The sequence below is a fragment of the Ralstonia sp. RRA genome, from assembly GCF_037023145.1.
Taxonomy (GTDB): domain Bacteria; phylum Pseudomonadota; class Gammaproteobacteria; order Burkholderiales; family Burkholderiaceae; genus Ralstonia.
On record NZ_CP146091.1, the window covers coordinates 262,487 to 284,065 of the forward strand.

23 protein-coding genes and 1 pseudogene are annotated in these 21,579 nt (G+C 58.8%); 12 read left to right on the forward strand and 12 right to left on the reverse strand.

Annotated features, from left to right (window positions below):
- Positions 1 to 259 precede the first annotated feature (259 nt).
- The 4 genes from V6657_RS01290 to V6657_RS01305 form a co-directional block, all read right to left on the reverse strand.
- On the reverse strand, positions 260 to 1,681 hold the full coding sequence (locus V6657_RS01290; protein WP_338754848.1) for a hypothetical protein: 1,422 nt from the start codon (positions 1,679 to 1,681) through the stop codon (positions 260 to 262).
- A gap of 258 nt (positions 1,682 to 1,939) precedes the next feature.
- Positions 1,940 to 2,488, reverse strand: coding sequence for a hypothetical protein (locus V6657_RS01295; RefSeq protein ID WP_338754849.1), 549 nt, complete (start codon positions 2,486 to 2,488; stop codon positions 1,940 to 1,942).
- A gap of 65 nt (positions 2,489 to 2,553) precedes the next feature.
- Positions 2,554 to 2,703, reverse strand: a complete 150-nt coding sequence (locus V6657_RS01300) for a hypothetical protein (RefSeq protein ID WP_338754850.1) — start codon at positions 2,701 to 2,703, stop codon at positions 2,554 to 2,556.
- 453 nt (positions 2,704 to 3,156) lie between these two features.
- The gene (locus tag V6657_RS01305) at positions 3,157 to 3,411 is read right to left on the reverse strand and encodes a hypothetical protein (RefSeq protein WP_338754851.1); all 255 of its coding nucleotides are present in this window, start codon (positions 3,409 to 3,411) and stop codon (positions 3,157 to 3,159) included.
- 580 nt (positions 3,412 to 3,991) lie between these two features.
- On the opposite strand from V6657_RS01305, the gene V6657_RS01310 reads away from it, so the two are divergent.
- Positions 3,992 to 4,624, forward strand: coding sequence for a hypothetical protein (locus tag V6657_RS01310; protein ID WP_338754852.1), 633 nt, complete (start codon positions 3,992 to 3,994; stop codon positions 4,622 to 4,624).
- Between the two features lie 50 nt (positions 4,625 to 4,674).
- Here the strand turns inward: V6657_RS01310 and V6657_RS01315 are convergent, their stop codons facing one another.
- The 6 genes and pseudogenes from V6657_RS01315 to V6657_RS01340 all read right to left on the reverse strand — a co-directional run bounded on the left by V6657_RS01315 (position 4,675) and on the right by V6657_RS01340 (position 9,347).
- The gene (locus V6657_RS01315; protein ID WP_338754853.1) at positions 4,675 to 5,553 is read right to left on the reverse strand and encodes a hypothetical protein; all 879 of its coding nucleotides are present in this window, start codon (positions 5,551 to 5,553) and stop codon (positions 4,675 to 4,677) included.
- Positions 5,554 to 6,141: 588 nt separating this feature from the next.
- Positions 6,142 to 6,516 carry an H-NS histone family protein gene (locus V6657_RS01320; RefSeq protein ID WP_338754854.1) on the reverse strand — a complete coding sequence of 125 codons (375 nt, stop codon included), beginning with the start codon at positions 6,514 to 6,516 and terminating at the stop codon, positions 6,142 to 6,144.
- A gap of 5 nt (positions 6,517 to 6,521) precedes the next feature.
- On the reverse strand, positions 6,522 to 8,072 hold the full coding sequence (locus V6657_RS01325; protein ID WP_338754855.1) for a recombinase family protein: 1,551 nt from the start codon (positions 8,070 to 8,072) through the stop codon (positions 6,522 to 6,524).
- Between the two features lie 18 nt (positions 8,073 to 8,090).
- Positions 8,091 to 8,195, reverse strand: a pseudogene (locus V6657_RS01330) (magnesium chelatase subunit ChlI); the annotation flags it as partial.
- 203 nt (positions 8,196 to 8,398) lie between these two features.
- Positions 8,399 to 8,911, reverse strand: coding sequence for a hypothetical protein (locus V6657_RS01335; RefSeq protein ID WP_048933873.1), 513 nt, complete (start codon positions 8,909 to 8,911; stop codon positions 8,399 to 8,401).
- A 172-nt stretch (positions 8,912 to 9,083) separates the two neighbouring features.
- Positions 9,084 to 9,347, reverse strand: a complete 264-nt coding sequence (locus tag V6657_RS01340) for an accessory factor UbiK family protein (RefSeq protein ID WP_021196335.1) — start codon at positions 9,345 to 9,347, stop codon at positions 9,084 to 9,086.
- Between the two features lie 136 nt (positions 9,348 to 9,483).
- Here V6657_RS01340 and V6657_RS01345 point away from each other — a divergent pair, with 136 nt between their 5' ends.
- From V6657_RS01345 to bfr, 11 genes are all read left to right on the forward strand, one after another.
- Positions 9,484 to 9,657, forward strand: a complete 174-nt coding sequence (locus tag V6657_RS01345) for a hypothetical protein (RefSeq protein WP_160315294.1) — start codon at positions 9,484 to 9,486, stop codon at positions 9,655 to 9,657.
- 233 nt (positions 9,658 to 9,890) lie between these two features.
- Positions 9,891 to 10,709: a TorF family putative porin gene (locus V6657_RS01350; protein ID WP_048933874.1), complete on the forward strand. Its 819-nt coding sequence runs from the start codon at positions 9,891 to 9,893 to the stop codon at positions 10,707 to 10,709.
- Positions 10,710 to 10,770: 61 nt separating this feature from the next.
- A complete protein-coding gene (locus V6657_RS01355) occupies positions 10,771 to 11,109 on the forward strand; it encodes a P-II family nitrogen regulator (RefSeq protein ID WP_021196337.1) in 339 nt (112 codons plus the stop codon).
- Between the two features lie 29 nt (positions 11,110 to 11,138).
- Positions 11,139 to 12,677: an ammonium transporter gene (amt, locus tag V6657_RS01360; protein ID WP_048933875.1), complete on the forward strand. Its 1,539-nt coding sequence runs from the start codon at positions 11,139 to 11,141 to the stop codon at positions 12,675 to 12,677.
- 368 nt (positions 12,678 to 13,045) lie between these two features.
- A complete protein-coding gene (gene gshA / locus V6657_RS01365) occupies positions 13,046 to 14,341 on the forward strand; it encodes a glutamate--cysteine ligase (RefSeq protein WP_048933876.1) in 1,296 nt (431 codons plus the stop codon).
- A gap of 24 nt (positions 14,342 to 14,365) precedes the next feature.
- Positions 14,366 to 15,361 (forward strand): glutathione synthase, encoded by a 996-nt coding sequence (gene gshB / locus V6657_RS01370; protein WP_048933877.1) that lies wholly within the window; start codon positions 14,366 to 14,368, stop codon positions 15,359 to 15,361.
- Between the two features lie 117 nt (positions 15,362 to 15,478).
- Positions 15,479 to 15,934, forward strand: coding sequence for a PTS sugar transporter subunit IIA (locus tag V6657_RS01375; protein WP_048933878.1), 456 nt, complete (start codon positions 15,479 to 15,481; stop codon positions 15,932 to 15,934).
- A complete protein-coding gene (locus tag V6657_RS01380; protein ID WP_021196342.1) occupies positions 15,903 to 16,172 on the forward strand; it encodes an HPr family phosphocarrier protein in 270 nt (89 codons plus the stop codon). The genes V6657_RS01375 and V6657_RS01380 overlap by 32 nt, the downstream gene beginning before the upstream one ends.
- A gap of 35 nt (positions 16,173 to 16,207) precedes the next feature.
- Positions 16,208 to 17,959 carry a phosphoenolpyruvate--protein phosphotransferase gene (ptsP, locus tag V6657_RS01385; RefSeq protein ID WP_048933879.1) on the forward strand — a complete coding sequence of 584 codons (1,752 nt, stop codon included), beginning with the start codon at positions 16,208 to 16,210 and terminating at the stop codon, positions 17,957 to 17,959.
- 231 nt (positions 17,960 to 18,190) lie between these two features.
- The gene (locus V6657_RS01390) at positions 18,191 to 18,466 is read left to right on the forward strand and encodes a bacterioferritin-associated ferredoxin (protein WP_048933880.1); all 276 of its coding nucleotides are present in this window, start codon (positions 18,191 to 18,193) and stop codon (positions 18,464 to 18,466) included.
- Between the two features lie 159 nt (positions 18,467 to 18,625).
- Positions 18,626 to 19,105 carry a bacterioferritin gene (gene bfr / locus V6657_RS01395; protein WP_048933881.1) on the forward strand — a complete coding sequence of 160 codons (480 nt, stop codon included), beginning with the start codon at positions 18,626 to 18,628 and terminating at the stop codon, positions 19,103 to 19,105.
- A gap of 63 nt (positions 19,106 to 19,168) precedes the next feature.
- Here bfr and moeB read toward each other — a convergent pair whose 3' ends face one another.
- Both moeB and V6657_RS01405 read right to left on the reverse strand, forming a co-directional pair.
- Positions 19,169 to 19,918 carry a molybdopterin-synthase adenylyltransferase MoeB gene (moeB, locus tag V6657_RS01400; RefSeq protein ID WP_048933882.1) on the reverse strand — a complete coding sequence of 250 codons (750 nt, stop codon included), beginning with the start codon at positions 19,916 to 19,918 and terminating at the stop codon, positions 19,169 to 19,171.
- 69 nt (positions 19,919 to 19,987) lie between these two features.
- Complete coding sequence (locus V6657_RS01405) at positions 19,988 to 21,568, reverse strand: S41 family peptidase (protein ID WP_048933883.1); 1,581 nt, start codon at positions 21,566 to 21,568, stop codon at positions 19,988 to 19,990.
- Positions 21,569 to 21,579 lie beyond the last annotated feature (11 nt).

The following is a 21,579-nucleotide window of genomic DNA, read 5'->3' on the forward strand; positions in this document are numbered from 1 at the left end:
CAACATCAGATAGTTAGCAAGCCAAAACAAGCGGGCGGAGAACTCACCCGAAATACCGCTAGCCCCTGCTAAAAAACTATGCCAAGTGTCTGTAATAGAGGCAGGTACTAGCCAAGAGGGGGCTATGCCAAGATTGAAAAAAGCGCTAATGAATAGTTGTACAGAAAAGAAAAGCAGTACAGTGCTAAAGAACTTAGCTACACCAGCACTTACAAGAGCTTCAAAAAGCCAGACGAATAATGCACCCACTGAACCCCCTTTATGCTGAAAATACGATAACAATGGCGGACAAGATATAGACGAACGTCAACATAGCTTGTACGAATGTTTCGTAATGATTGGCAATGTCGCAAATGGCGGTAGAGTTAAACGAAAAATCGTGATACATCAAGCTAAAGGACATACTTAGATTCGGACACTGCACAGCAGCTACCGAAAACTGTAGGTTACGCCACGGCGTAAATGCATCTAGCATTAGCTTAACGGTGTCGCCGATTTCAAAACCGGTCATTGCAGGGGGTAATGCAGAAGAAGCGCCGGGCGGGGTGTACGGGTTAGACGCGGTACCTGTACCAGTGCTAGTACCCGTGCCGGTACCGGTTGTGGTTTGACCAACGCCCGACGTACTACCTGTGCTAGTACCAGAGCCGGTATCCGTTGAAGTGCCAGTACCCGTACCCGTGCTAGTGCCGGTACCTGTGCTAGTACCAGTACCGGTGCCCGTGTCGGGCGTATAAATCGGGTGCGCGGGGTTTGAGGGCGCACCAAGCATATCCCCCAACGTCGGCGGAGTGGCTGTACCGCTGCTGATAATAGAGCCCACTTCGTCAGGAGTAATTGGATTAGCTGAATCGTATGGTACCCCTTGATAGCCGGGGACATTTGAGGCAATACGAGTTACACCGTTTGCAATATCAGCAATATTGCCGTTACTCAAAGGTTTAGCTAAGTCATCGTCAGACAAAATAGAAATAGCTTGTCCGTAAGTCAAAGTAGACCACCCCCCGCCAATTTGTGGAAATGGATTACTAATAGCGTCGTCAGGCGGAGAATCATAGCGAGCGGAAGCGCAAGCGCCTGTGGGGACGCTAAGTCCATTACCCGAACTGTCTTGACCATAGCAAGTGCCAAATCCGCAGGTACCCGGGCCGCCTGGAGCTACATCAATTGAACATCCAGCGGCGGTAATAGCGGCGTTAATAGCGGATAGATAATCTAAGCCACGGCCTTCTGCGGAAGGAAAGCCGGGGGCGCCTGCGGAGGTGGCATAAAACCACGTCGGCGGGCCCTTCGGCGCAAAAGGTGCGTTAGGGTCTACGCGTACTTTAACGGTGCCATCTTGATTAAATAGCAAGTCGTAGCCAACACCGGCAACAATAATGCCGCCGATAACTGCCGCAGCACCAGCCCAAACTGGTAAACCGAAAATCATACCGCCACCGGCTGCGGCTGCATCAATACCTGCACCGGTCGCGATACCCACGGCAGTACCATACACTGCATCATTAGCAGCGGCACGAGCTATACCAACGCCCCCTTTAATGTGGCTACCCACGACGTCTTTAATAACGTGACCAATACTGTCACTAACAGGCATCGGACGCCGCAGGGCCTGCGCATTAGCTGTAGAAACAGAAAGCGCGCAAACGGCTAGAGCTAACGCAATAACTGTAAACCGCATTTAGCCCCGAAATCCTGTGATTACCGCCCAACCGCAAAGCAAGCCGAGAAGAAAAAATTGTAGATACCACGCGTCACCAGCGCTCATAGCCGTCTCCATCGTCGTTAGATTCTGTAGCGTCGTCACTATCGACAGCGCCACGAATGTAGCGTATAGCTACGCTAGTCAACAGAATAGATACCATCACCCCTGCAACCTTCAAAAGAGCAGGGGAGATAGTAGACGCGTCTACAGCAGCTAAGAGCGTTGACAAGTCAATCATTTAACAGCAGTACGTACAGCACGAATACCGAGCAATACAAGAACAGCAGAAAGCATAATGGCGGAGACTGCTAGTAACACTGCAAGCGTACCGGTATCAGAAGAAATTGGATAAACCACTTTTGAAAGGTCTAGGCAATATCCACTTGGACCGCAAGTAGGAATAGCAACAGAATTCAATGCGCCAGCAAAGCCACCAGCATCAGCGAACTGCGACGCTGAAAGGTATTGTTTGTATTCTGCGATAAGCGCAGGGTCAGACCAAAACGGGATAGACCCGTCAGGATACATATTTAGTGTGCCGTCCAAGAACTTCCAGCTATCGACGAAGCGGTTAAAGTCATCGACAGAGCTACCAGCGACACAATAACCACCAAGGGCGCACACGTAGCCGCTTGGAAGAACTACAACGGTCCAAGCATTGTCAGGATTCGAGTTAGCTTCAGCATAACCGGGCGGACCCACATTACTGAACTGCGCAAAGGCAGAGCTAAAAGTCAGAGCTAGAAATAGTCCAGCTAGACCAGTTTTCAAAAATTTAATCATTAGATTACTCCAAAAGAAAAGGGGCGGGCCGCGAGGCCAGCCCCTTTAACTTCGTCAACGCTGGATTAACGAACTGCGCCACGCACGTAGCGGATAGCTACTTGCGTCAGCTTCACAGCAATCAGCACACCAGCGACCGTGAGGACGGCGGGGCCAATGGAAGCTGCGCCGGAGGTCACAGCAGAAGTCAAACCGGAAAAATCGATACCGTTCATTTAAGTACTCTCAAAGTTAATAAACCGCTTTAATAACCTGCTTCAACATATGCGAGATAAACCAGCAAAATATCACAACAGACATAGCCACACCCCAAAGCTCCAACCCGGTGGCTAGGCTAAAAGGTGTAGAGATAGCGTCGATGTATTGAGAAGCGGCGGGGCTCAATACGTACGCTGTTACCGTAGTTGGACCCGTACCGCTAGGGCACGGGGACAATTCAGGTAATCCTGGAGAGCAAATTAGAATAGTTTGTGACTGTCCTAAGCTCATTCATGTATTCCTATAGATTGCGGTTTTTTGCAGTGCAGTAGCGCTGCAAAAAGCCCGCTTCACGGTCCATACTTAACTACTATTCCAATCACCGCTACGGTAATCAAGATAGAGTAAAGTACGTCCCACTTTGTATAGTTACTATCGTCAAAGATTTCACGCAAAAAATTAAACATTTTTTAGATAGCGCGTGGGCTATTCAGATAGTACGTTTTACGGCCGTCCTTGCCACGACCGAAAACCACATCAAACTCATACTTGCCAGCGGGGTACGGCTGCTGGTCATCTTTCAAAAAGAGCGTATCCTCTTGATTACGTGCCTTTTGAAGAATAGTCACAGATTGGAAACGGTAAGCAGCACCGGTGCGGGCAGATACGCCCTCTACCAGTTCACCAACAATCCCGGTCACAACAGCAGTTTTAGTTTCAGACATTTTTTGATACTCCATCAGTTAAGTTAAGTGCGGGCTTGAAAACGGATGGAGACGCACAACTAGCCCGCAAGCACTAGCGCAGTTGTATTGTTTTTTCCATCGCTAAAAACGTATAGCAACTTGTATAGCAACAACGACGCGTAATAAATGCGCCCGGAGGGAACGGAGGCGTACAGCCGGAGTTTTTCAAATCGCCCACGATTTGAAACGCGCTTAATGGGGGGGGAGCCGAAAAGGGAATTTTCTAGCGAACGCTAGAAAATAGGAGGCCCTAGCCGACGGTCCAGGCTATTTAGCGAACGCGTAATAGCCGGCTTTTTGGGGGGCGACATAGCCCCCGCCGGGACGCCTGGAAGGCGGGGGGCCCCGCGGTTCATAGCAGCCACGGCAGTCGGCTAGCGTGAAGCGTGGGGCCGCCCGCCGCAGCGGGCGTCTCGGCGCAGCAAGGGAAGCGGGCCCTAGCCCGCTAGTGTGCGTGTCGCCCTAGCGACCGAAGAGCACACGGTCCCGCATAGCCCCGCAAGGGGCTATTAGTCACGGAGTGACTACACGGTGTATCGAACTAAACAGGAGATACACCGTGTCCGTACTTCATAAATCAAATACCCGCGAAGCGGGTAAGGCGCGAGAAATCGAGACGCTAAAAGCTATAGGGCTGTGCGGCTGGATGACTACGCGAACTATCGCCCTGTGGGTCTATACAGATAGCACACTTCACGTAGCGACGAACAAAGCGCAGCTAGTGCTGAAGCGATTGAAGCTAGCAGAAGAAGTTAAATCTAGAAAACTGGCGAATGGATATACCGCGTGGATACTAACTCGAAAAGGAGCAGATAGAGTTAACCTTGAACTAGAAGCAGAAGGCTACGAAAAGGGGTGGGCGCATCACGGGTACGACGCGGGAACGCTAGACTATGTAAGACACATAACAACTATAGAATTTCTAGCGCAAAAGCGGCGCGAACAAGACATAGCGGGGGCTGTGGGAAAAGCTGGATTGCGTGCGGGATTAGTACCAGAATTTAAAGAATGCGACGGAGCCTACATAACATATAAAAACGGGTGCTATACAGTTGTAGGAGTGCTAGCCATCACGAACGCGCGGGGTGCCATCGTTGATAAGCTACGCAGGCTAAAAGCCCAAAAACTTAAGATTGATTTAGCTGGTGAGCCCCGCATCATAGCTACTGTCCGGCGCAGAGAAGTCGTGTGATTCAGACCCGCTGTTGATTAAGAAGCCCGCCCTTGGCGGGCTTCTGCTATTTAGGCCTCGGAACCGATGCGGCGAACGGGCCACTTGAAGCCGAAGCGCCGGATAACTACGGTGGGTATGTCCATCTCTAAACCGTCGTGGTAGTCCGCTATCGCGGCGGCTACTTCTTCTTTAGTGTACTGTTGATAATCGGGTTCTTCAATATCGGCAGACGAGGGGGCCGGTGAAGGGTCAAACTTAGGGCTGGCCGGGGTATCAGGAACGACAGGGATAGACTTAACTGGTAACGCTATGCCGAACTTCTTGTATGCCTCTGCGGGAATAGTTACGGTGCCAGTCTTTTCAAAGTCAGCGACTTCATCTAAGCAGTCTTGCCGGGTGTATACGTCTGTTTCATTAGCCCACATATCTTTGTTTTCGTCCATAGCCTTTTGACCGGCTTTCTTGTCGCGCTGTACGTGATAGTCAGGGTCTTGGCGATTTGTGGGGAAATTCAGCGGAGAATGAGTACCATCCGGACGTACTACGTTAGTACCCTCAACGCGGGGCGTTAAAAGCGTGTACTCTTGCACTTGGTCGTGGCCTATCTGCCCGTGTTTAAGCACATATCCAAGCTCCACAAGGCCCGGGCCAGTACCACTCTTTTGTTTAGCGTGGTTAGCGTTGGAAATCAAGCGCGATACTAAAACATTGTCGGGCTTACCTTTGCTGAAGAAGCCGCACATCTCGGCTATGCGTTCTTGCGAAAGACGTACATAACCGCTAGTTTTGGCGTGTAATGCGAGAATTAGAAACACTTTAAGTTGACGCGGGCCAATGGCACTGTCAATCATAGTCAAGGGTGATACGCGAGCGAACGTAGAAAGTCCGTCAATCTTACGGATGTAGTCCTCTTTTTCTTTAGTGGACTTTGTAGCGAGCTTGGACATTGGTAGTCTCCAGTAGTTAGGGGGTGTCGGTTGTATTACCGATACAAACGTATAGCCAGCGGTTTTATACGTTTTGGAAAAAAGAAAACCCCCGCTGTCGGGAGCAACAGCGGGGGTATCACCCTCGAACTACTGTGTAGAGCTACCACCCTCTACACTATGTGTAGGTAACAGTTTTATACGCGTAAAAAAGCCCGCTTGACGCGGGCTAGGGCTGCGGCCTGAACGGCCTTGCCCCCCTTTGCATGTCGCGAAGCGACCGGCGGGCTATGCCCGCCTTCTGTTAGGTTTGCGCTAGCAAACCGTATGACAGACGGCCGCAGGTCGTCTGTTGTTTCTGTTCTCTGTGTTAGTCTGTATTGTGAGTACAACCGAAAGGGGCAAATAGTACAACCGGAGGGGCTGAATAATACAACCGCTCAATCCCACGAACTACCGCCAAAGCTGTCAGACGAGCTGCTAAAGCTATCCTGCTGAAAAGTGTCAGCGCCAAATTCGGGGCTGTCAGGCGGCGTTATGTGCATCGGTACACCGTCGTACAAATCCCTCGACATTCCGAACAAAAAGGATAGCAGGTAGTCCCACATTTTATTCCTTTGGATTGATTAGAAAGTCAGCAACGGTCTTGCCAGTCATCAAGTGAGCTTCCAACCATTTCGGGGTTTGGCCACGGCCAGACCAGGAATTTTCACCATCGCTGTACTTGGCAGGTACTTTAGTACCCCGTGTACTAGACGGCTTCTGCTTAGCCAACTCCTCGGGTGTGGCGTCTTTCATATCAGCAGAATGCATCAAAGGCGCTAAGACCTCGTCAAGCGTAAAGCCAGCGTCTTTAATCTGCTTGCGAATGTCAGCGCGCAGGGCTACAAGCTTCTGTTTACGTCCATCTTTTATCAGAGCTTCCGCGTCCCGCGTAAGCTGCATAAGCTGGTCATAACTAAGACTTTTAAGGTCAATGCTCATTTTCATCACTCCAGAGGTATCTGCGTAACGGCTCGACCGTTGCGCCAAGTTATCGACGCAAACATAGTAGCAGTGTTTACAACGATAGACGAGATAGCTCGCAAAATTCTTTCGTGAAGTGCGGCGCGGTAGTCGATGTGTTCGTCGCCTGTCAGTTTGTCTAAAGTCTCCTGCAAAGTACCGTCAACGGGGTTACCCGCGTTCATATCCATCAACGCCAGCAAGTCTTTAGTAACGCGCTCTAGGTGCTGTTTGCGTTCGTTAATAGACTGCTCGCGCTGGCGGATACGTAGCAGCAGGGCGGGGGAATCCTTGCGGTCTGTAAGTCCTTCCAGCATATCGAGCAAGTTAGCTAGTTTCGCTTGTTCTTCACGTAGTACTGTCTCTGCGGACGTTACTTCATCCCTTGCCCACGTCGTAAAGTCATCATCAGCCACCGCCTCGGCGTCAGTCTCTAGAATACCCCGCAACAAAGCCGGGTGTAGCTTTAGGGCGGAAATGGATTTGCAGTTAGTTACCCCTCTTATTCTGTCCGTGCACTGGTACTGGACGTACCCGGGCTGTGCGCTAGACCCTTTATATTTGCGCGACAAAGACGAGCCGCAAGCGCACTTAATAACACCTTGAAAGACGTTCAAATACCGATTGTCACGGCGGCGCGGCAAGTCGGCACGGTTAGCCCGTGCTGCCGTGGCTAAGTTAAATAAAGTTTCATCTACGACGGCAGGGTAATAGTCCGGCCAGGGTTCGCCGATAGGAAGGCGTACGCCTTCTGTCTTTTTGTGCGGCTGGTGCTCACCAATCACTGCCCTATTTCGGGCTATGCGGGATACTAGGGTAGCGTGCCAAGAGTCGCCTAAGCCCGGTACAGGCCACTTTTCAGCGTTTGCGCGGCGGGCTATTGCCACGTTGCCGAAACCCCCGGCCATCAGCTCGATTACCCGGCGTACAGATTCGGCTTTTTCAGGGATAGGCTCGAAACCGGAGCGGTCGGGCTTGACGCGTAACCAGCGGGGGCATTCTGCGGTTAATACTGGCGGACGCTGTACGCGCTTCTCTTGCCAGAAATCAGAGAGCATTTGCGACTTTCGCTTACTCTCTTCGTGAGCGCGGGACATAACGACGATAGCATTAAGCATTACGCCTAAGTCGCTTGCGTTACTCTTGTCTATAACGCTTTCGTCAGTAAGCGTAATGATAGATACCCCGCCATCCACGATAGTGCGAATAACATCAATAGCTTTCATCGGGTCAGCACGGCTAAGGCGGTCTAGCTGCTCTACTAGTAAGAAAGACCCTGGCGGGACTTTACCCGCCTCTACGGCGGCTAGGAATAGGCCCAGCGCGCCCTTCGTCACGTTTGAGCGGTCGTATGCACTGACACCTAAGTCTCTGTACGTCAGACTCTCGTCTAGCTGTAGCCCCTTCCGGGCTGCGTACTCCGCAGCTTTAGCATTTTGACGGCGGAGGCTGTCGCCGTCGGCTTGGCGGGCTGTAGAGAAGCGGATGTACGAGTACGCCAGGGGCGCCGGGGTGGTGCGGGGGGTGTCAGGCATAGTCAGTAATTATGAGTGGACTAGCGTGAACGACGGCAGCCCGTTGGCCAGATGCACCTCCACGGACACCGCTGGCGCATCGATGCCGGAAAGCGCGCGTGAACGCAGGACGGCGAGGCTCATCGCGGCGTTCTCCGATTGACATGACGAACGGAACAGAGAGCAGGGCAGGGATGCATGGCGTGTCAGTGCGCGGCGTAAGAGGAACCTGCCACTGTGCCAGTCACGTGATGCCGCCCACTCGGCTTGCATTCAAATTTGACGCGCAGTCTGAATGCAAAAAAAACCGGAGCACGTGGCTCCGGTGTTGTTGTCGGCAGATCCGATCAGGGGAACGCAGGCATCGCCGAATCTTCACCGCTGAAGCGGCCTTCAGGATGCGTGTTCTGCAGTAGGGCGCGCACTTCCGGCACGCGCGAGCGCGGTACGTCCACCATCAACAGAATCTGCCCATCCTCCACCGCCTGCTTGAACGGTTTGAGGCGGCTGTTCGGCACGGAACTGCCGATCATGCTGGAGGCCCACGCGCCAAACAGCGCGCCGACCACGGTTGTGATGCCGACCATCCCCCACTGCGGACCTTCGCCGATGATTGGGAACAGTGCGGCCACGATACCTGCGGCCACGCCCGCACCACCGCCGATCACCAGCCCGTTCTGGGTGGCATGGACGATGTCGGAGGTCTGGAGCAGGTTGGCCTCGTGCAGGCCGGTGAGGTCGGCGCCTTCCTTGGCGACGAAGTGGATGTGGCGCTCGGTGATGCGCGCCAGCAGGAGGTCATTCATGACACGCCGGGCGCTGGCGACGTCCGGCAAGAGAAAGTAGAGACGATGCTGCATGATCTTCTCCTCAAGCGCTGCTGCGCGTGCGTCTTAAGGACGTTCTAGATCAGTTCATCAGCCGCAACAAGGCGACGCATCGAACTTTTCGCTGTGCGTCGCAGCACGGGTGCCGCGGCGGGCACAGCGAGGGGCGATACCTGCACCCGGCGTGATGCCGGGCGCTTGCGCGTTACTGGCCAGTGCTTGCTGGGGCAGCAGTCTTGAGCTGCGCTTCGAGCGCGGCCACGCGCGTCTCCAGCTCTTCCAGGCGGGCGCGGGTACGGGCCAGCACCTGCGACTGCACATCAAATTCCTCACGCGTGACCAGATCAAGCTTGGAGAAGCCCTGGGTCATCATCGCGCGCACGTTCTTCTCGATGTCGGCGGCCGGCGAGTTGCGCAGTGCCTCGGTGACGCGGTTCTGAAAGTCGGTAAAGAGATCGGTGGGTTTCATTGAGGTTCTCCGAGGGTCGTGCTGCCCGCGCCAAGCCGGTGCATGCACCGCTTTTGTGCGCGTGGATTGCCGTGCCATGGTGCGCAGAGCGGCACAAGGCGCGTGGTTTCAGTGCCGAAGGCGTGGATGCTACCCGTTGAGCGCCTCCAACTCCACAAATCCCGGCAAGTCTCGCTGCGATGCGGCATTGCAGGCGTCATCCAAACGGGGACAGATCAGCATCCGAAACCTGGAAATCTGGGGCGACGCTAAGCAGCACGGCGCTGAAATCACTCTATCACATGGCTTTTATCGCGCCATGACGGTCTGAGGCCGCATTGGTCGGAGCCGCCTGCTGCAAGCGTTGGTGGGTGGCGCAAATCACGCTGGCGGATCCGTCCCCAATTCCCTTGGTGCAAGTCCTGAGTCGGGCTAGGCATCGCCGTCGAAGATTCGCTCTAACTTCACTACATCGACATGGCATGACAGTTGCAGAACTGGTGCGACTTTTTTTCACGTTTCAACGTTCCGTTGTTGCGACTTTCTAAAAGGGGGAGAGCCGTTATGAAGAAATTTGCGTACGCAGCCAGTGTGGTGTTGTTGACCGGTGCCGCCGCCGGTATGACTCAAAGCGCCATCGCCCAGACTGCGCCCGCCGCGCCGGCGGCCGATGCACCTGCCGCAGCACCCGCTCCGGCACCTGCACTGACTGCCAACGTCACGCTGGCCAGCCAATACCGCTATCGCGGCATCATGCAGACCAACAACAAGCCCGCCATCCAGGGCGGGGTTGACTACGCCATTCCGGGTGGCGTGCTGCCTGAAGGCTTCTACGTCGGCAACTGGAACTCGTCGATCAGCTGGCTGAGCGATTCCAACTCGAGCGTGTCTGCACCCATCGAGATGGACTTCTACGGCGGCTACAAGACCGAGATCGTCAAGGACGTGCCCATCGACGTGGGCGTGCTGCAGTACTACTACCCGGGCAGCTATCCCGACGGTTTCACGCGCCCGCACACCACGGAAGGCTACGCGCAAGTCGGCTACGGTCCGGTCACGTTCAAGTACTCGCACGCGTTCTCGAACCTGTTCGGCACGCCGGATTCGCACCATAGCCAGTACTTCGACCTGTCGGGCAACTTCGACACCGGCTTCTGGGGCCTGACGCTGAACCTGCACGTCGGCTATCAGCAAGTGCCGCACCAGACCGTGCGTGCCTCGTATGCCGACTGGAAGGTCGGCGTGACGAAGGACTTCGGCAGCGGCTGGACGGCATCGCTGGCGTACATCGACACCAATGCTTCACGCGCGTTCTACACCAACACGCGCAACAGCTACATGGGCAAGGCGACGGCCCTGCTGTCGGTCACCAAGACTTTCTAATCAACGAGGCGAGGCGGCGTCCATTCACGAGTCGGGCGTCGCCAATCGAGGAGGAATCAGCATGAAACTGATCATGGCGGTCATCAAGCCGTTCAAGCTCGACGAGGTCCGCGAGGCGTTGTCCGAGGTCGGCGTGTCGGGCATCACCGTGACGGAAGTCAAGGGTTTCGGGCGCCAGAAGGGCCACACCGAGCTGTATCGCGGCGCCGAGTACATCGTCGACTTCCTGCCTAAAGTGAAGATCGAAGTGGCCGTGCCCGACGACGTGCTCGAGCGCGCAGTTGAAGCCATCGAAAAATCTGCGCGCACCGGCAAGATCGGCGACGGCAAGATCTTCGTGGCCGACGTTGAACAAGTCATCCGCATCCGCACCGGCGAGACCGGCGGCGACGCTCTATAAGCCCAATCTGCCAAGGAAGAGGTCAAAACATGAAAACCTGGTTCACACGATTCCTGACCGCAGGGGCCGTTGTTGCGGTGCTTGCGGGCGCCGTGATGTCGGCACCCGCCGTTGCGCAGGACAAGCCGGCTGCCGAAGCGTCGGCACCGGCTGCTGCTGCGCCTGCGGCAGCGCCCGCGTCCGATGCCGCCGCCGCTCCGGCAGCAGCCGCTGCTGCTGCGCCGGCTGCTGCCTCGGCTCCGGCTGCGGCCACGCCCGTGCCCAACAAGGGCGACACGGCATGGCTGCTGGTCTCTACTGCCTTCGTCATTCTGATGACGCTGCCGGGCCTGGCGCTGTTCTACGGTGGCCTGGTGCGCAAGAAGAACATGCTGTCGGTGCTGATGCAGTGCACGGGCATCTTCTCGCTCATCATCATCCTGTGGGCCATCTACGGCTACAGCTTCGCGTTCACCGAGGGCAACGCCTTCTTCGGCGGGCTTGATCGCCTGTTCCTGAAAGGCCTGACGCCGGATTCGGTGGCCGCCACCTTCAGCAAGGGCGTGGTGGTGCCGGAGTTTGCGTACTTCGCCTTCCAGGGCGCGTTCGCCGCGATCACCTGCGCGCTGATCATCGGTGCCTTCGCCGAGCGTGCCAAGTTCTCGGCCGTGCTGCTGTTCGTGGTGCTGTGGTTCACCTTCAGCTACCTGCCGATCGCCCACATGGTCTGGTTCTGGCCGGGTCCGGATGGCTTTACCGACGCCAAGGCGGCTGAGGTGATGACGTCCAAGTCGGGCTGGCTGTTCCAGAAGGGCGCGCTGGACTTTGCCGGCGGTACCGTGGTGCACATCAACGCCGCCGTTGCCGGTCTGGTGGGTGCCTTCCTGTTCGGCAAGCGCATCGGCTTTGGCCGTGAAGCCCTCAAGCCGCACAGCCTGACGCTGACGATGGTTGGCGCCTCGCTGCTGTGGTTCGGCTGGTTCGGCTTCAACGCCGGTTCGGCCCTGGAAGCCAACGGCTCCGCCGCGCTGGCCTTCGTCAACACGCTGCTGGCTACCGCCGCTGCCGTGCTGTCGTGGAGCTTCGGCGAGTGGATCGGCAAGAGCAAGCCGTCGATGCTGGGTGCAGCTTCGGGTGCCGTGGCAGGCCTGGTGGCCATCACCCCGGCTGCCGGTTTCGTCGGCCCGATGGGTTCGATCGCCCTGGGTATCCTCGCCGGCCTGCTGTGCCTGTGGGGCGTGAACGGCCTCAAGCGCATGCTGGGCATGGACGACACGCTCGACGTGTTCGGCGTGCACGGCGTGGGCGGTATCCTCGGCGCGCTGCTGACTGGCGTGTTCGCCTCGCCGAGCCTGGGCGGCACCGGCATCTACGACTACGTTGCCAACAAGGTGGCCGACGGCTACTCGATCGGCGGCCAGCTGTGGATCCAGCTCCAAGGCGTGCTGACCACGATCATCTGGTCTGGCGTGGTGGCCTTCATCTCGTACAAGATCGTCGATGCGATCGTCGGTCTGCGCGTGCCGGAAGAAGAGGAGCGCGAAGGTCTGGACATCACGTCTCACGGCGAAACTGCCTACGAAGACTGATCCTCTGCCTGATCAAACAAAAGACCCGGCCACGTGCCGGGTTTTTTGTTGGCGTGGCGCTTGAGCCACCGAGCCTTAACTCCGATGTAAAAAACCTTCAATTGCCTCTCGTTATGCGGACGCTTACATTGCAGACGTGGTTTCCTCCACCTGCAGAACGCTCCCCGTATCTGTCAGGCTATTCCCCAAGCGCGGCAGCCCCGCGCTTTTTTTTTGTCCACGTTTTCTGTGTGGTTTTGTGCGTTGCCACACACCTCCCCTTGCGAAACCGTCCATTGACCGCATATCGATAGCCCGCTGTCGTCTGCAAGCTATTGCCTGTTCCTCTACAATCGGATCGGGCGATAAATTACATCAATAGGAAGGGTATGGTTCCGCACCTGATCACCGCGCTGAACGGGCCGCTGCTGGAGCTCGAGCAGAAGATTCTTGACGCCACGCCCGCCATCGAACGCTGGTTCCGCCTGGAGTGGCAGGAACATACGCCGCCGTTCTACTGTTCGGTCGATTTGCGCAACGCCGGCTTCAAGCTGGCGCCGGTCGACACGAACCTGTTCCCGGGCGGCTTCAACAACTTGTCGCCCGAGATGCTGCCGCTGGCCGTGCAGGCTGCCATGGCCGCCATCGAGAAGATCTGCCCGGACGCCAAGAACCTGCTGCTGATTCCCGAGCGCCATACGCGCAACATGTTCTATCTGCAGAACGTGGCGCGCCTGTCGCAGATCATGCGCCAGGCTGGGCTCAACGTGCGCCTGGGCTCGCTGTCCGAAGACATCAAGGAACCGACGCCGATCGACCTGCCCGATGGACAGCACCTGGTGATCGAGCCGATTTCGCGCATCGGCACCAAGGGCCGCCGCCTGGGTATGGAGAATTTCGATCCGTGCTCGATCCTGCTGAACAACGATCTGTCGGCTGGCGTGCCGCCCATCCTCGAAAACATTAACGAGCAGTACCTGCTGCCGCCGCTGCACGCGGGCTGGTCGCAGCGTCGCAAGACCAACCACTTCGCCGCCTATGATGAAGTGGCCAAGAAGTTCGCCAAGCTGATCGACATTGACCCGTGGATGGTCAACCCGTACTTCACCAAGTGCGGCGGCCTTGACTTCCATGAGCGCGCCGGCGAGGAAGAACTCGCCCACGCGGTCGAGACCGTGCTCAAGAAGACCGCCAAGAAGTACAAGGAGTACGGCGTGACCGAGACCCCATACGTGGTGGTCAAGGCTGATGCCGGCACCTACGGCATGGGTGTGATGACCGTGCGCGATCCTTCCGAGGTCAAGGGCCTGAACCGGAAGGAGCGCAACAAGATGAGCGTGGTCAAGGAAGGCCTGGAGGTCTCCGAAGTGATCGTGCAGGAAGGCGTGCACACCTTCGAGAAGATCAACGAAGCCGTGGCCGAGCCCGTCGTCTATATGATCGACCGCTATGTGGTTGGCGGTTTCTACCGGGTTCACACGGGCCGTGGCGTGGACGAGAATTTGAACGCGCCGGGCATGCATTTCGTGCCGCTGCCGTTTGCATCGAACTCGCTGCCCGACAGCCACGCCAAGCCGGGCGCCGGCGAGCCGAACCGCTTCTACATGTATGGCGTGGTGGCGCGCCTCGCTCTGCTGGCCGCGTCGCTCGAGCTTGAGAAGACCGACCCGAACCCGCTGATCTAAGCACAAGCTGTTGAGGGAGCCGCCATGCGCATCCTGTTCATCGTCGATCCGCTGTCGACGTTCAAGATCTACAAGGATTCCACCTTCGCGATGATGCGCGAGGCGACGGCACGCGGCTACGCGATCTACACGTGCCTGCAGTCGCAGCTGACGCTGGCGGGCAACGTGGTCGAGACCGTTGCCACGCCCATCGCCCTGACCGGCAATGAAGAAGACGGGCAGGAGTGGTATCGCGCAGGCGATGCACGTCTGCTGCCGCTCACCGGCTTTGACGCCGTGCTGATGCGCAAGGACCCGCCGTTCGATATGGAATACGTCACCAGCACATGGCTGCTGGAGATTGCCGAGCGGCAGGGCGCACGCGTGTTCAATAAGCCGCAGGCGATTCGTGACCACTCCGAGAAGCTGGCGATTGCGCAGTTTCGGGAGTTCACCGTGCCGACCATCGTGTCGCGCGATGCCAAGCGCCTGCGCGACTTTCACGCGGAGCAGGGCGACGTCATCTTCAAGCCGCTCGACGGCATGGGCGGTACAGGCATTTTCCGCGTCGGGCCGGACGGCATGAACCTCGGTGCCGTCATCGAAACGCTCACTGACAACGGCGTGCGCACGATCATGGCCCAGCAGTACATTCCCGCCATCCGCGAGGGCGACAAGCGCATCCTGCTGATCGGTGGCTCGCCGGTGCCGCATTCGCTGGCGCGCATCCCGATGGCTGGCGAAGTGCGTGGCAATCTGGCTGCCGGCGGTACGGGGCGCGCACAGCCCCTGTCCGAGCGTGATCAAGTGATTGCGCATGCACTCGCGCCGGTGCTGTGGCAGCGCGGCCTGCTGCTGGTCGGCCTGGACGTCATCGGGGACTACCTGACCGAGGTCAACGTCACCAGCCCGACGTGCTTCCAGGAAATCACCCAGCAGACCGGCTTCAATGTGGCCGGCATGTTCATCGACGCGCTCGAGCGGGCTGCGGGCAAGTCGCCGGGCGCGGGGTTAGGTGGGGCTGGCCGGAATTCGGCCTAGAAAGGTGGCATAGCCTCTCCGGCGGGTGTCCTCCGCTCGGGGGAGTTCCGCACACTGCGCGCAATCGCCCCAAATGGCCCTGATACAATCGAGGTCACACCGATTCGCTTTTCGATCATGGCAGGGATTCTGATCATCGCTCATGCGCCGTTGGCCAGCGCACTGCGCGATTGTGCTGCACACGTGTATTGCGGTCAGCCCGAACGGCTGGGTGCAATCGACGTCCTGCCCGACGCCGAGCCGGCTGCCGTGCTGGCCCAGGCGCGCGCCAAGCTCGCAGAGTTGATCGAGGACAACGGCGCGCTGGTGCTGACCGACATCTTCGGGGCCACGCCCGCCAACATCGCTTCGCGCCTGGCTGATCCAGGCCGCGTGCGCGTGCTGGCCGGCGTGAACCTGCCGATGCTGGTGCGCGCCATCTGCTATCGCACCGAAAAACTCGAACAACTTGCTGCCAAGGCACTGGCCGGTGGCGCGCAAGGCGTACTGCAGGTCGGCTCGACAGCCGTTCAGAATCAGGTTGCCAACCATCCGGACAAATATGCTGCAGAGGGATATCACCATCATCAATAAGCTCGGGCTGCATGCCCGCGCCTCCGCCAAACTCACGCAGCTCGCCAGCAAGTTCGACAGCCAGATCAAGATGTCGCGCAACGGCCGTCAGGTCGACGCCAAGAGCATCATGGGCGTGATGATGCTGGCAGCAGGCATCGGCTCCACCGTCACGCTGGAGATCGAAGGCCCTGACGAGCAGGCTGCCATGGACGGGCTGGTCGGACTCATCAACGACCGCTTCGGCGAAGGCGAGTAACCCACAACACAACGCAGTTCTCGGCCAGCGTCTCTATGCCATTCACCCTGCACGGCATCCCGGTTTCGCGCGGCATTGCCATCGGCCGTGCGCACATGCTGGCGCGCGCGGCACTGGATGTGTCGCACTACCTCGTCGACGAAGACAAGCTGGATGCCGAGGTCGAGCGCCTGCGCAGCGCCCGGGCCGCTGTGCGCGGCGAGCTGGTTGCGCTCAAGCGCGATCTGCCTGCCGATGCACCGGAGGAGATGGGCGCCTTCCTCGATGTGCACGCGATGATTCTGGATGACGCGCTGCTCTCGCAGGTGCCCGAGACACTGATCCGCACGCGCCGCTACAACGCCGAGTGGGCGCTCACCACGCAGCTTGAAGAACTGATCCGTCAGTTCGGCGAGATCGAAGACGAATACCTGCGCGAGCGCAAAGCCGACATCGAACAGGTGGTCGAGCGCATCCTGAAGGTGCTGGCCGGTGCGCCCGCACTGGCGCCTGCACCGGTGGCGGTGGGCTGCGATCCGGACGCTGGCATGATCGTTGTCGCACACGACATTGCTCCGGCCGACATGCTGCAGTTTCGCGGCCAAACGTTCGCAGGTTTTGTCACCGACCTCGGCGGGCGCACCTCACATACCGCCATCGTTGCGCGCAGCCTGGATATTCCGGCTGCGGTGGGCGTGCACAATGCCAGCGCGCTGATCCGCCAGGACGACGTCATCGTGATTGATGGCGACAACGGCATCGTCATCGTCGACCCGAGCGAGGCCATCCTCGAGGAATACCGTCACCGCCGCAGCGAGGGCGAACTGCAGAAGAAGCGCCTCGAGCGCCTGCGCCACACGCCTACCGTCACGCTCGACGGCACGCAGATCGACCTGCTCGCCAACATCGAGATGCCGGAGGACGCAGCCGCTGCCGTGAAGGCCGGCGCCGTGGGCGTGGGCCTGTTCCGCTCGGAATTCCTCTTCATGAACCGGCGTGGCGCCCTGCCCGATGAGGAAGAACAGTTCCGCGCGTACCGCACGGCGGTCGAGTCGATGCAGGGCTTGCCGGTGACGATCCGCACGATCGACATCGGCGCCGACAAGCCGCTCGACATCCGCGACGATGTATTCGAGACCGCGCCCAACCCGGCGCTGGGGCTGCGTGCGATTCGCTGGTCGCTGTCGGAGCCGGCGATGTTCCTCACGCAACTGCGCGCGCTGCTGCGGGCATCTGCCTTCGGGCCGGTGAAGATTCTCGTGCCGATGCTCGCCCACGCCCGCGAGATCGACCAGACGCTGGACTTGCTCGCGCGAGCCAAGGCCTCGCTTGACGCCGATGGCATTGCCTACGACCCGACTGTCAAGGTCGGCGCCATGATCGAGATTCCGGCCGCCGTGCTGATCCTGCCGGTGTTCCTGCGCCGCATGGATTTTCTCTCGATCGGCACGAACGACCTGATCCAGTACACGCTGGCCATTGATCGCGCCGACAATGCGGTCGCGCATCTGTACGACCCGCTGCATCCGGCGGTGCTGCAGTTGATCGCACGCACCATCCGCGAAGGGCATCAGGCCGGCAAGCCGGTGTCGGTGTGCGGCGAGATGGCGGGGGATTCGGCAATGACGCGCCTGCTGCTCGGCATGGGGCTCACCGAGTTCTCGATGCATCCATCGCAGCTGCTCAGCGTGAAGCAGCAGATCCTGCGCTCAGACCGCCCGCGTCTGATGCGCGAGGCCGACCGCCTGCTGCACACCTGTGAACCCACTGAAATCCAGGATGCACTGGGCGCGCTGGCTCGCGCCTGACCTGCTGAATTTTTAAGCGCCGAGGCCACGCGACTGTCGTGCCGGCGCATCGCCCGTTTCAGGGAAATCTCTCCGCTAAGTGATTGAAATTGCACGTCTTTCCATGAAAAGACGGCTCGCGCGCACCCGCATGTCCCTGTCGATCGAATGGGGTCGAACAAGAATTGTTCTCATTACCATTCTCTGTTATTCTGGTTTCACAGCGCGTTTTGAGCGCTGCGGAGGAATCCCGTGTACGTCTGCATCTGCAACCAAGTGACCGACCGCGAAATCCATGGCGCCGCCCGTCTGGGTGTGTCGACAATGGACGAACTCGCCGAGACGCTGGGCGTCGGCACCTGCTGTGGACAATGCCGGGACTGCGCCAAGCAGGTGCTCGCCGAAGCGGTGAGCTGCATCCCCGTTGATCAGGTGTTGGGCCGTGCAAGCACGCATGCCATAATCGAGCGTCGCGACGAGCCCGTTGCCAACGATCAAGCCATTACGGCCAGCGCGTTGGCTGCCTGACCCCCCCAGTTTTTCCGTTTCTCGTTTTTCTTGATTCGCCGCGATCTGCCGCCCGGGCTTCATAGCCTCGGTGGCATTTGTTGCTTGGGGTCAGCACAGGGCTCGCCTTGAACGGACGCGTGCGTGCGTCCATCACTTGCACCTGCAGGAGCCCCAAGAATGAAAGGCGATAAGAAGGTCATCCAATATCTGAACGCCCAGCTCAAGAACGAGCTGACCGCTATCAACCAGTATTTCCTCCACGCGCGCATGTACGGCCACTGGGGGCTCAAGCGTATTGGGGACCACGAATACAAAGAGTCCATCGGCGAGATGAAGCACGCCGATCGCCTGATCGAGCGCATCCTGATGCTCGAAGGCCTGCCGAATCTGCAGGACCTCGGCAAGCTGTTGCTCGGCGAAAACACCCCGGAAATGCTGGAGTGCGACCTGAAGCTGGAGAAGGCCGCGCACACCACGGTGGTCGAAGCCATCGCGTACTGCGAGTCGGTCAAGGACTACGTCAGCCGCGAGATTTTCGTCGACATCCTGGACGACACCGAAGAGCACATCGACTGGCTGGAAACGCAGCTGGAGTTGATCGACAAGGTTGGCATCCAGAATTACCTGCAGTCGCAGATGGAGCCGGAGGGCGAGTAAGCCTCGTCGATCGGCAAGAAAAAGGAGGCCTTGGCCTCCTTTTTTCATGCGCGTCGCGTGCGCCTAGTGTGTGCTGCCGCAGACCGGGCATGACGGCTGGCGCGCCACGCGCATCGTCGTCCATTCCATCGACAGGCCATCGAGCATCAGCAGACGTCCCGCGAGCGAGTGTCCGATGCCGGCGATCAACTTGAGCGCCTCGGCGGCCTGCACCGTGCCCACCATGCCGACCAGCGGCGAGAACACCCCCATCGTTGCGCAGGCCACATCCGGTGCGGGCTCGTCGGGCGGGAACAGGCAGGCATAGCAGGGACCGCCGGCGCGGCTGTCAAACACGCTGATCTGCCCATCAAAGCGGATCGCCGCGCCCGACACCAGCGGTACGCCTGCCCGCACGCAGGCAAGGTTGGCCGCCTGGCGCGTGGCGAAATTGTCGGAACAATCGAGCACCACGTTCACACCGTCGAGTAGTGTGCCGATGCTGCCCGCATCCAACCGGCGCTGCACGGTATGGACCTGCACACCAGGGTTCAGCCGCGCGATGGCCGCTTGTGCCGATGCCACTTTCGGTTGCCCAACCGACTCGGTGGTGTGAAGGATCTGGCGCTGCAGGTTGGTCAGGTCGACCGTGTCGTCATCGACGATGGTGAGCGTCCCGACGCCCGCAGCCGCAAGGTAGGGCAGGGCTGCCGCGCCCAGGCCGCCCGCGCCGATGACAAGCGCATGTGCTTCCAGCAGACGCGTCTGCCCTTCGATGCCGATCTCGTCGAGCAGGATATGGCGGGAGTAGCGCAGCAGTTGATCGTCGTTCATGGCAGTGCAATGAAAAAGGCCGTGCAGTGCACGGCCTCATAAGTTTGCCAGTGTTTGCCGGCCGGTGTCTTAACGGGCGCCGCTCGGCTCCGGGGCCGGGATTACGCCGCTGGCCGGGACGTTCGGCTTGGCCGGGGCAGGGGCAGCCGGCTTCGCCTTGGGCTTGGCTTGGCTGGTGTCCTTGGCCGGCTTGTCCGACGTAGCAACCGCTTCGAGCACCGATTTCGAGCGCTTGACCGGCTGGCCGCGCAGCTCGGCAATGGCTTGTTGCAGCATGAAGTCGTCCGCCGATCCGAACTCGATCGGCTTCTTGTTGCGTTCCTTCTCGCGCTGCTCGGGCGTCTTCTTCGCGTTTTCTTCTTCCAGGCGGCGCAGCTCTTCGACGCGGCGCTTTTCTCGCTCGGTCATCTCGCTTTCTTCCGACTCCTGCTTGTTGTGCAGGTGGCGCTCGGTGTCGATCTCGCGGGTGATCAACGCGTCGTCCGGGTCGCCATCGGGGTTCTGGTCGACCGGGATGTCCGGGCGCACGCCCCAGGCCTGGATCGACTTGCCCGTCGGCGTGTAGTAGTACGCGATGGTCAGCTTGATGCCGGTGTCGTTCGACAGCGGACGCACCGTCTGCACCGAGCCCTTGCCAAAGGTGGTCTTGCCCATCGTTTTGGCACGGTGATGATCCTGCAACGCGCCGGCCACGATTTCCGATGCCGATGCCGTGTAGGCGTTGGTCAGCACGATGATCGGCACGGTCTTGAACTCGGGGTCCAGACCGGCCAGCGGATCGGCGTCGAAGTTGCTCAGGCGGTAGTTGGCGAAGCTCGCCTTGTACGTGCGCTTGGCATCCGGCACCTGGCCGTTGGTGGAGACCACCGTCACATCCGGCGGCAGGAACGCGGCTGACACGCCCACAGCGGCTTGCAGCACGCCGCCGCCGTTGTTGCGCAGATCCAGGATCAGGCCCTTCAGGTGGGCGTCCTGTTTTGCCAGGTCATTGAGCTTCTTGGCCAGGTCCGGCACGGTGCGTTCCTGGAAGCTGGTGATGCGCACCCAGGCGATGCCGTTGTCCAGCAGCTTGGCCTTGACCGACTGCACTTGGATTTCGGCGCGGGTGATCGTCAGCGGGAAGGTGCGCTCTTCCTTCTTGCGATAGATGGTCAGCGTGACCTTGGTGCCCGGTGCACCGCGCATGCGCTTGACCGCTTGTTCCAGCGGCATGCCGCGCACGGGCTTGTCGTCGATGCGGGTGATCAGGTCACCCGGCTGCACGCCGGCACGGAATGCGGGAGTGTCTTCGATCGGGTTGATGACCTTGACCAGGCCCTCTTCCTGCGAGATCTCGATGCCCAAACCGGCGAAGCGGCCCTGCGTGCCTTCCTGCAGCTCCTGGAAGTCCTTCTTGTCCAGGTAGGCCGAATGCGGGTCGAGGCTGGCGACCATGCCCTTGATGGCTTCGGTCAGCAGCTTGTCGTCGTCCACCGGCTCGACATATTCGCGCTTGATCTGGCCAAAAATGTCGGCCATGAGCCTGAGCTTCTCCAGCGGAAGCGGCCCGACCGTCGCGTTCTGCGCGGTGGCGGAGAGCTGGAGCGTCGCCAGAACCCCGGTGACGAGGCCGATGGCGATCAAGCTGATGTTCTTGAGCGAAGTTCGCATGTGTCGAGCGT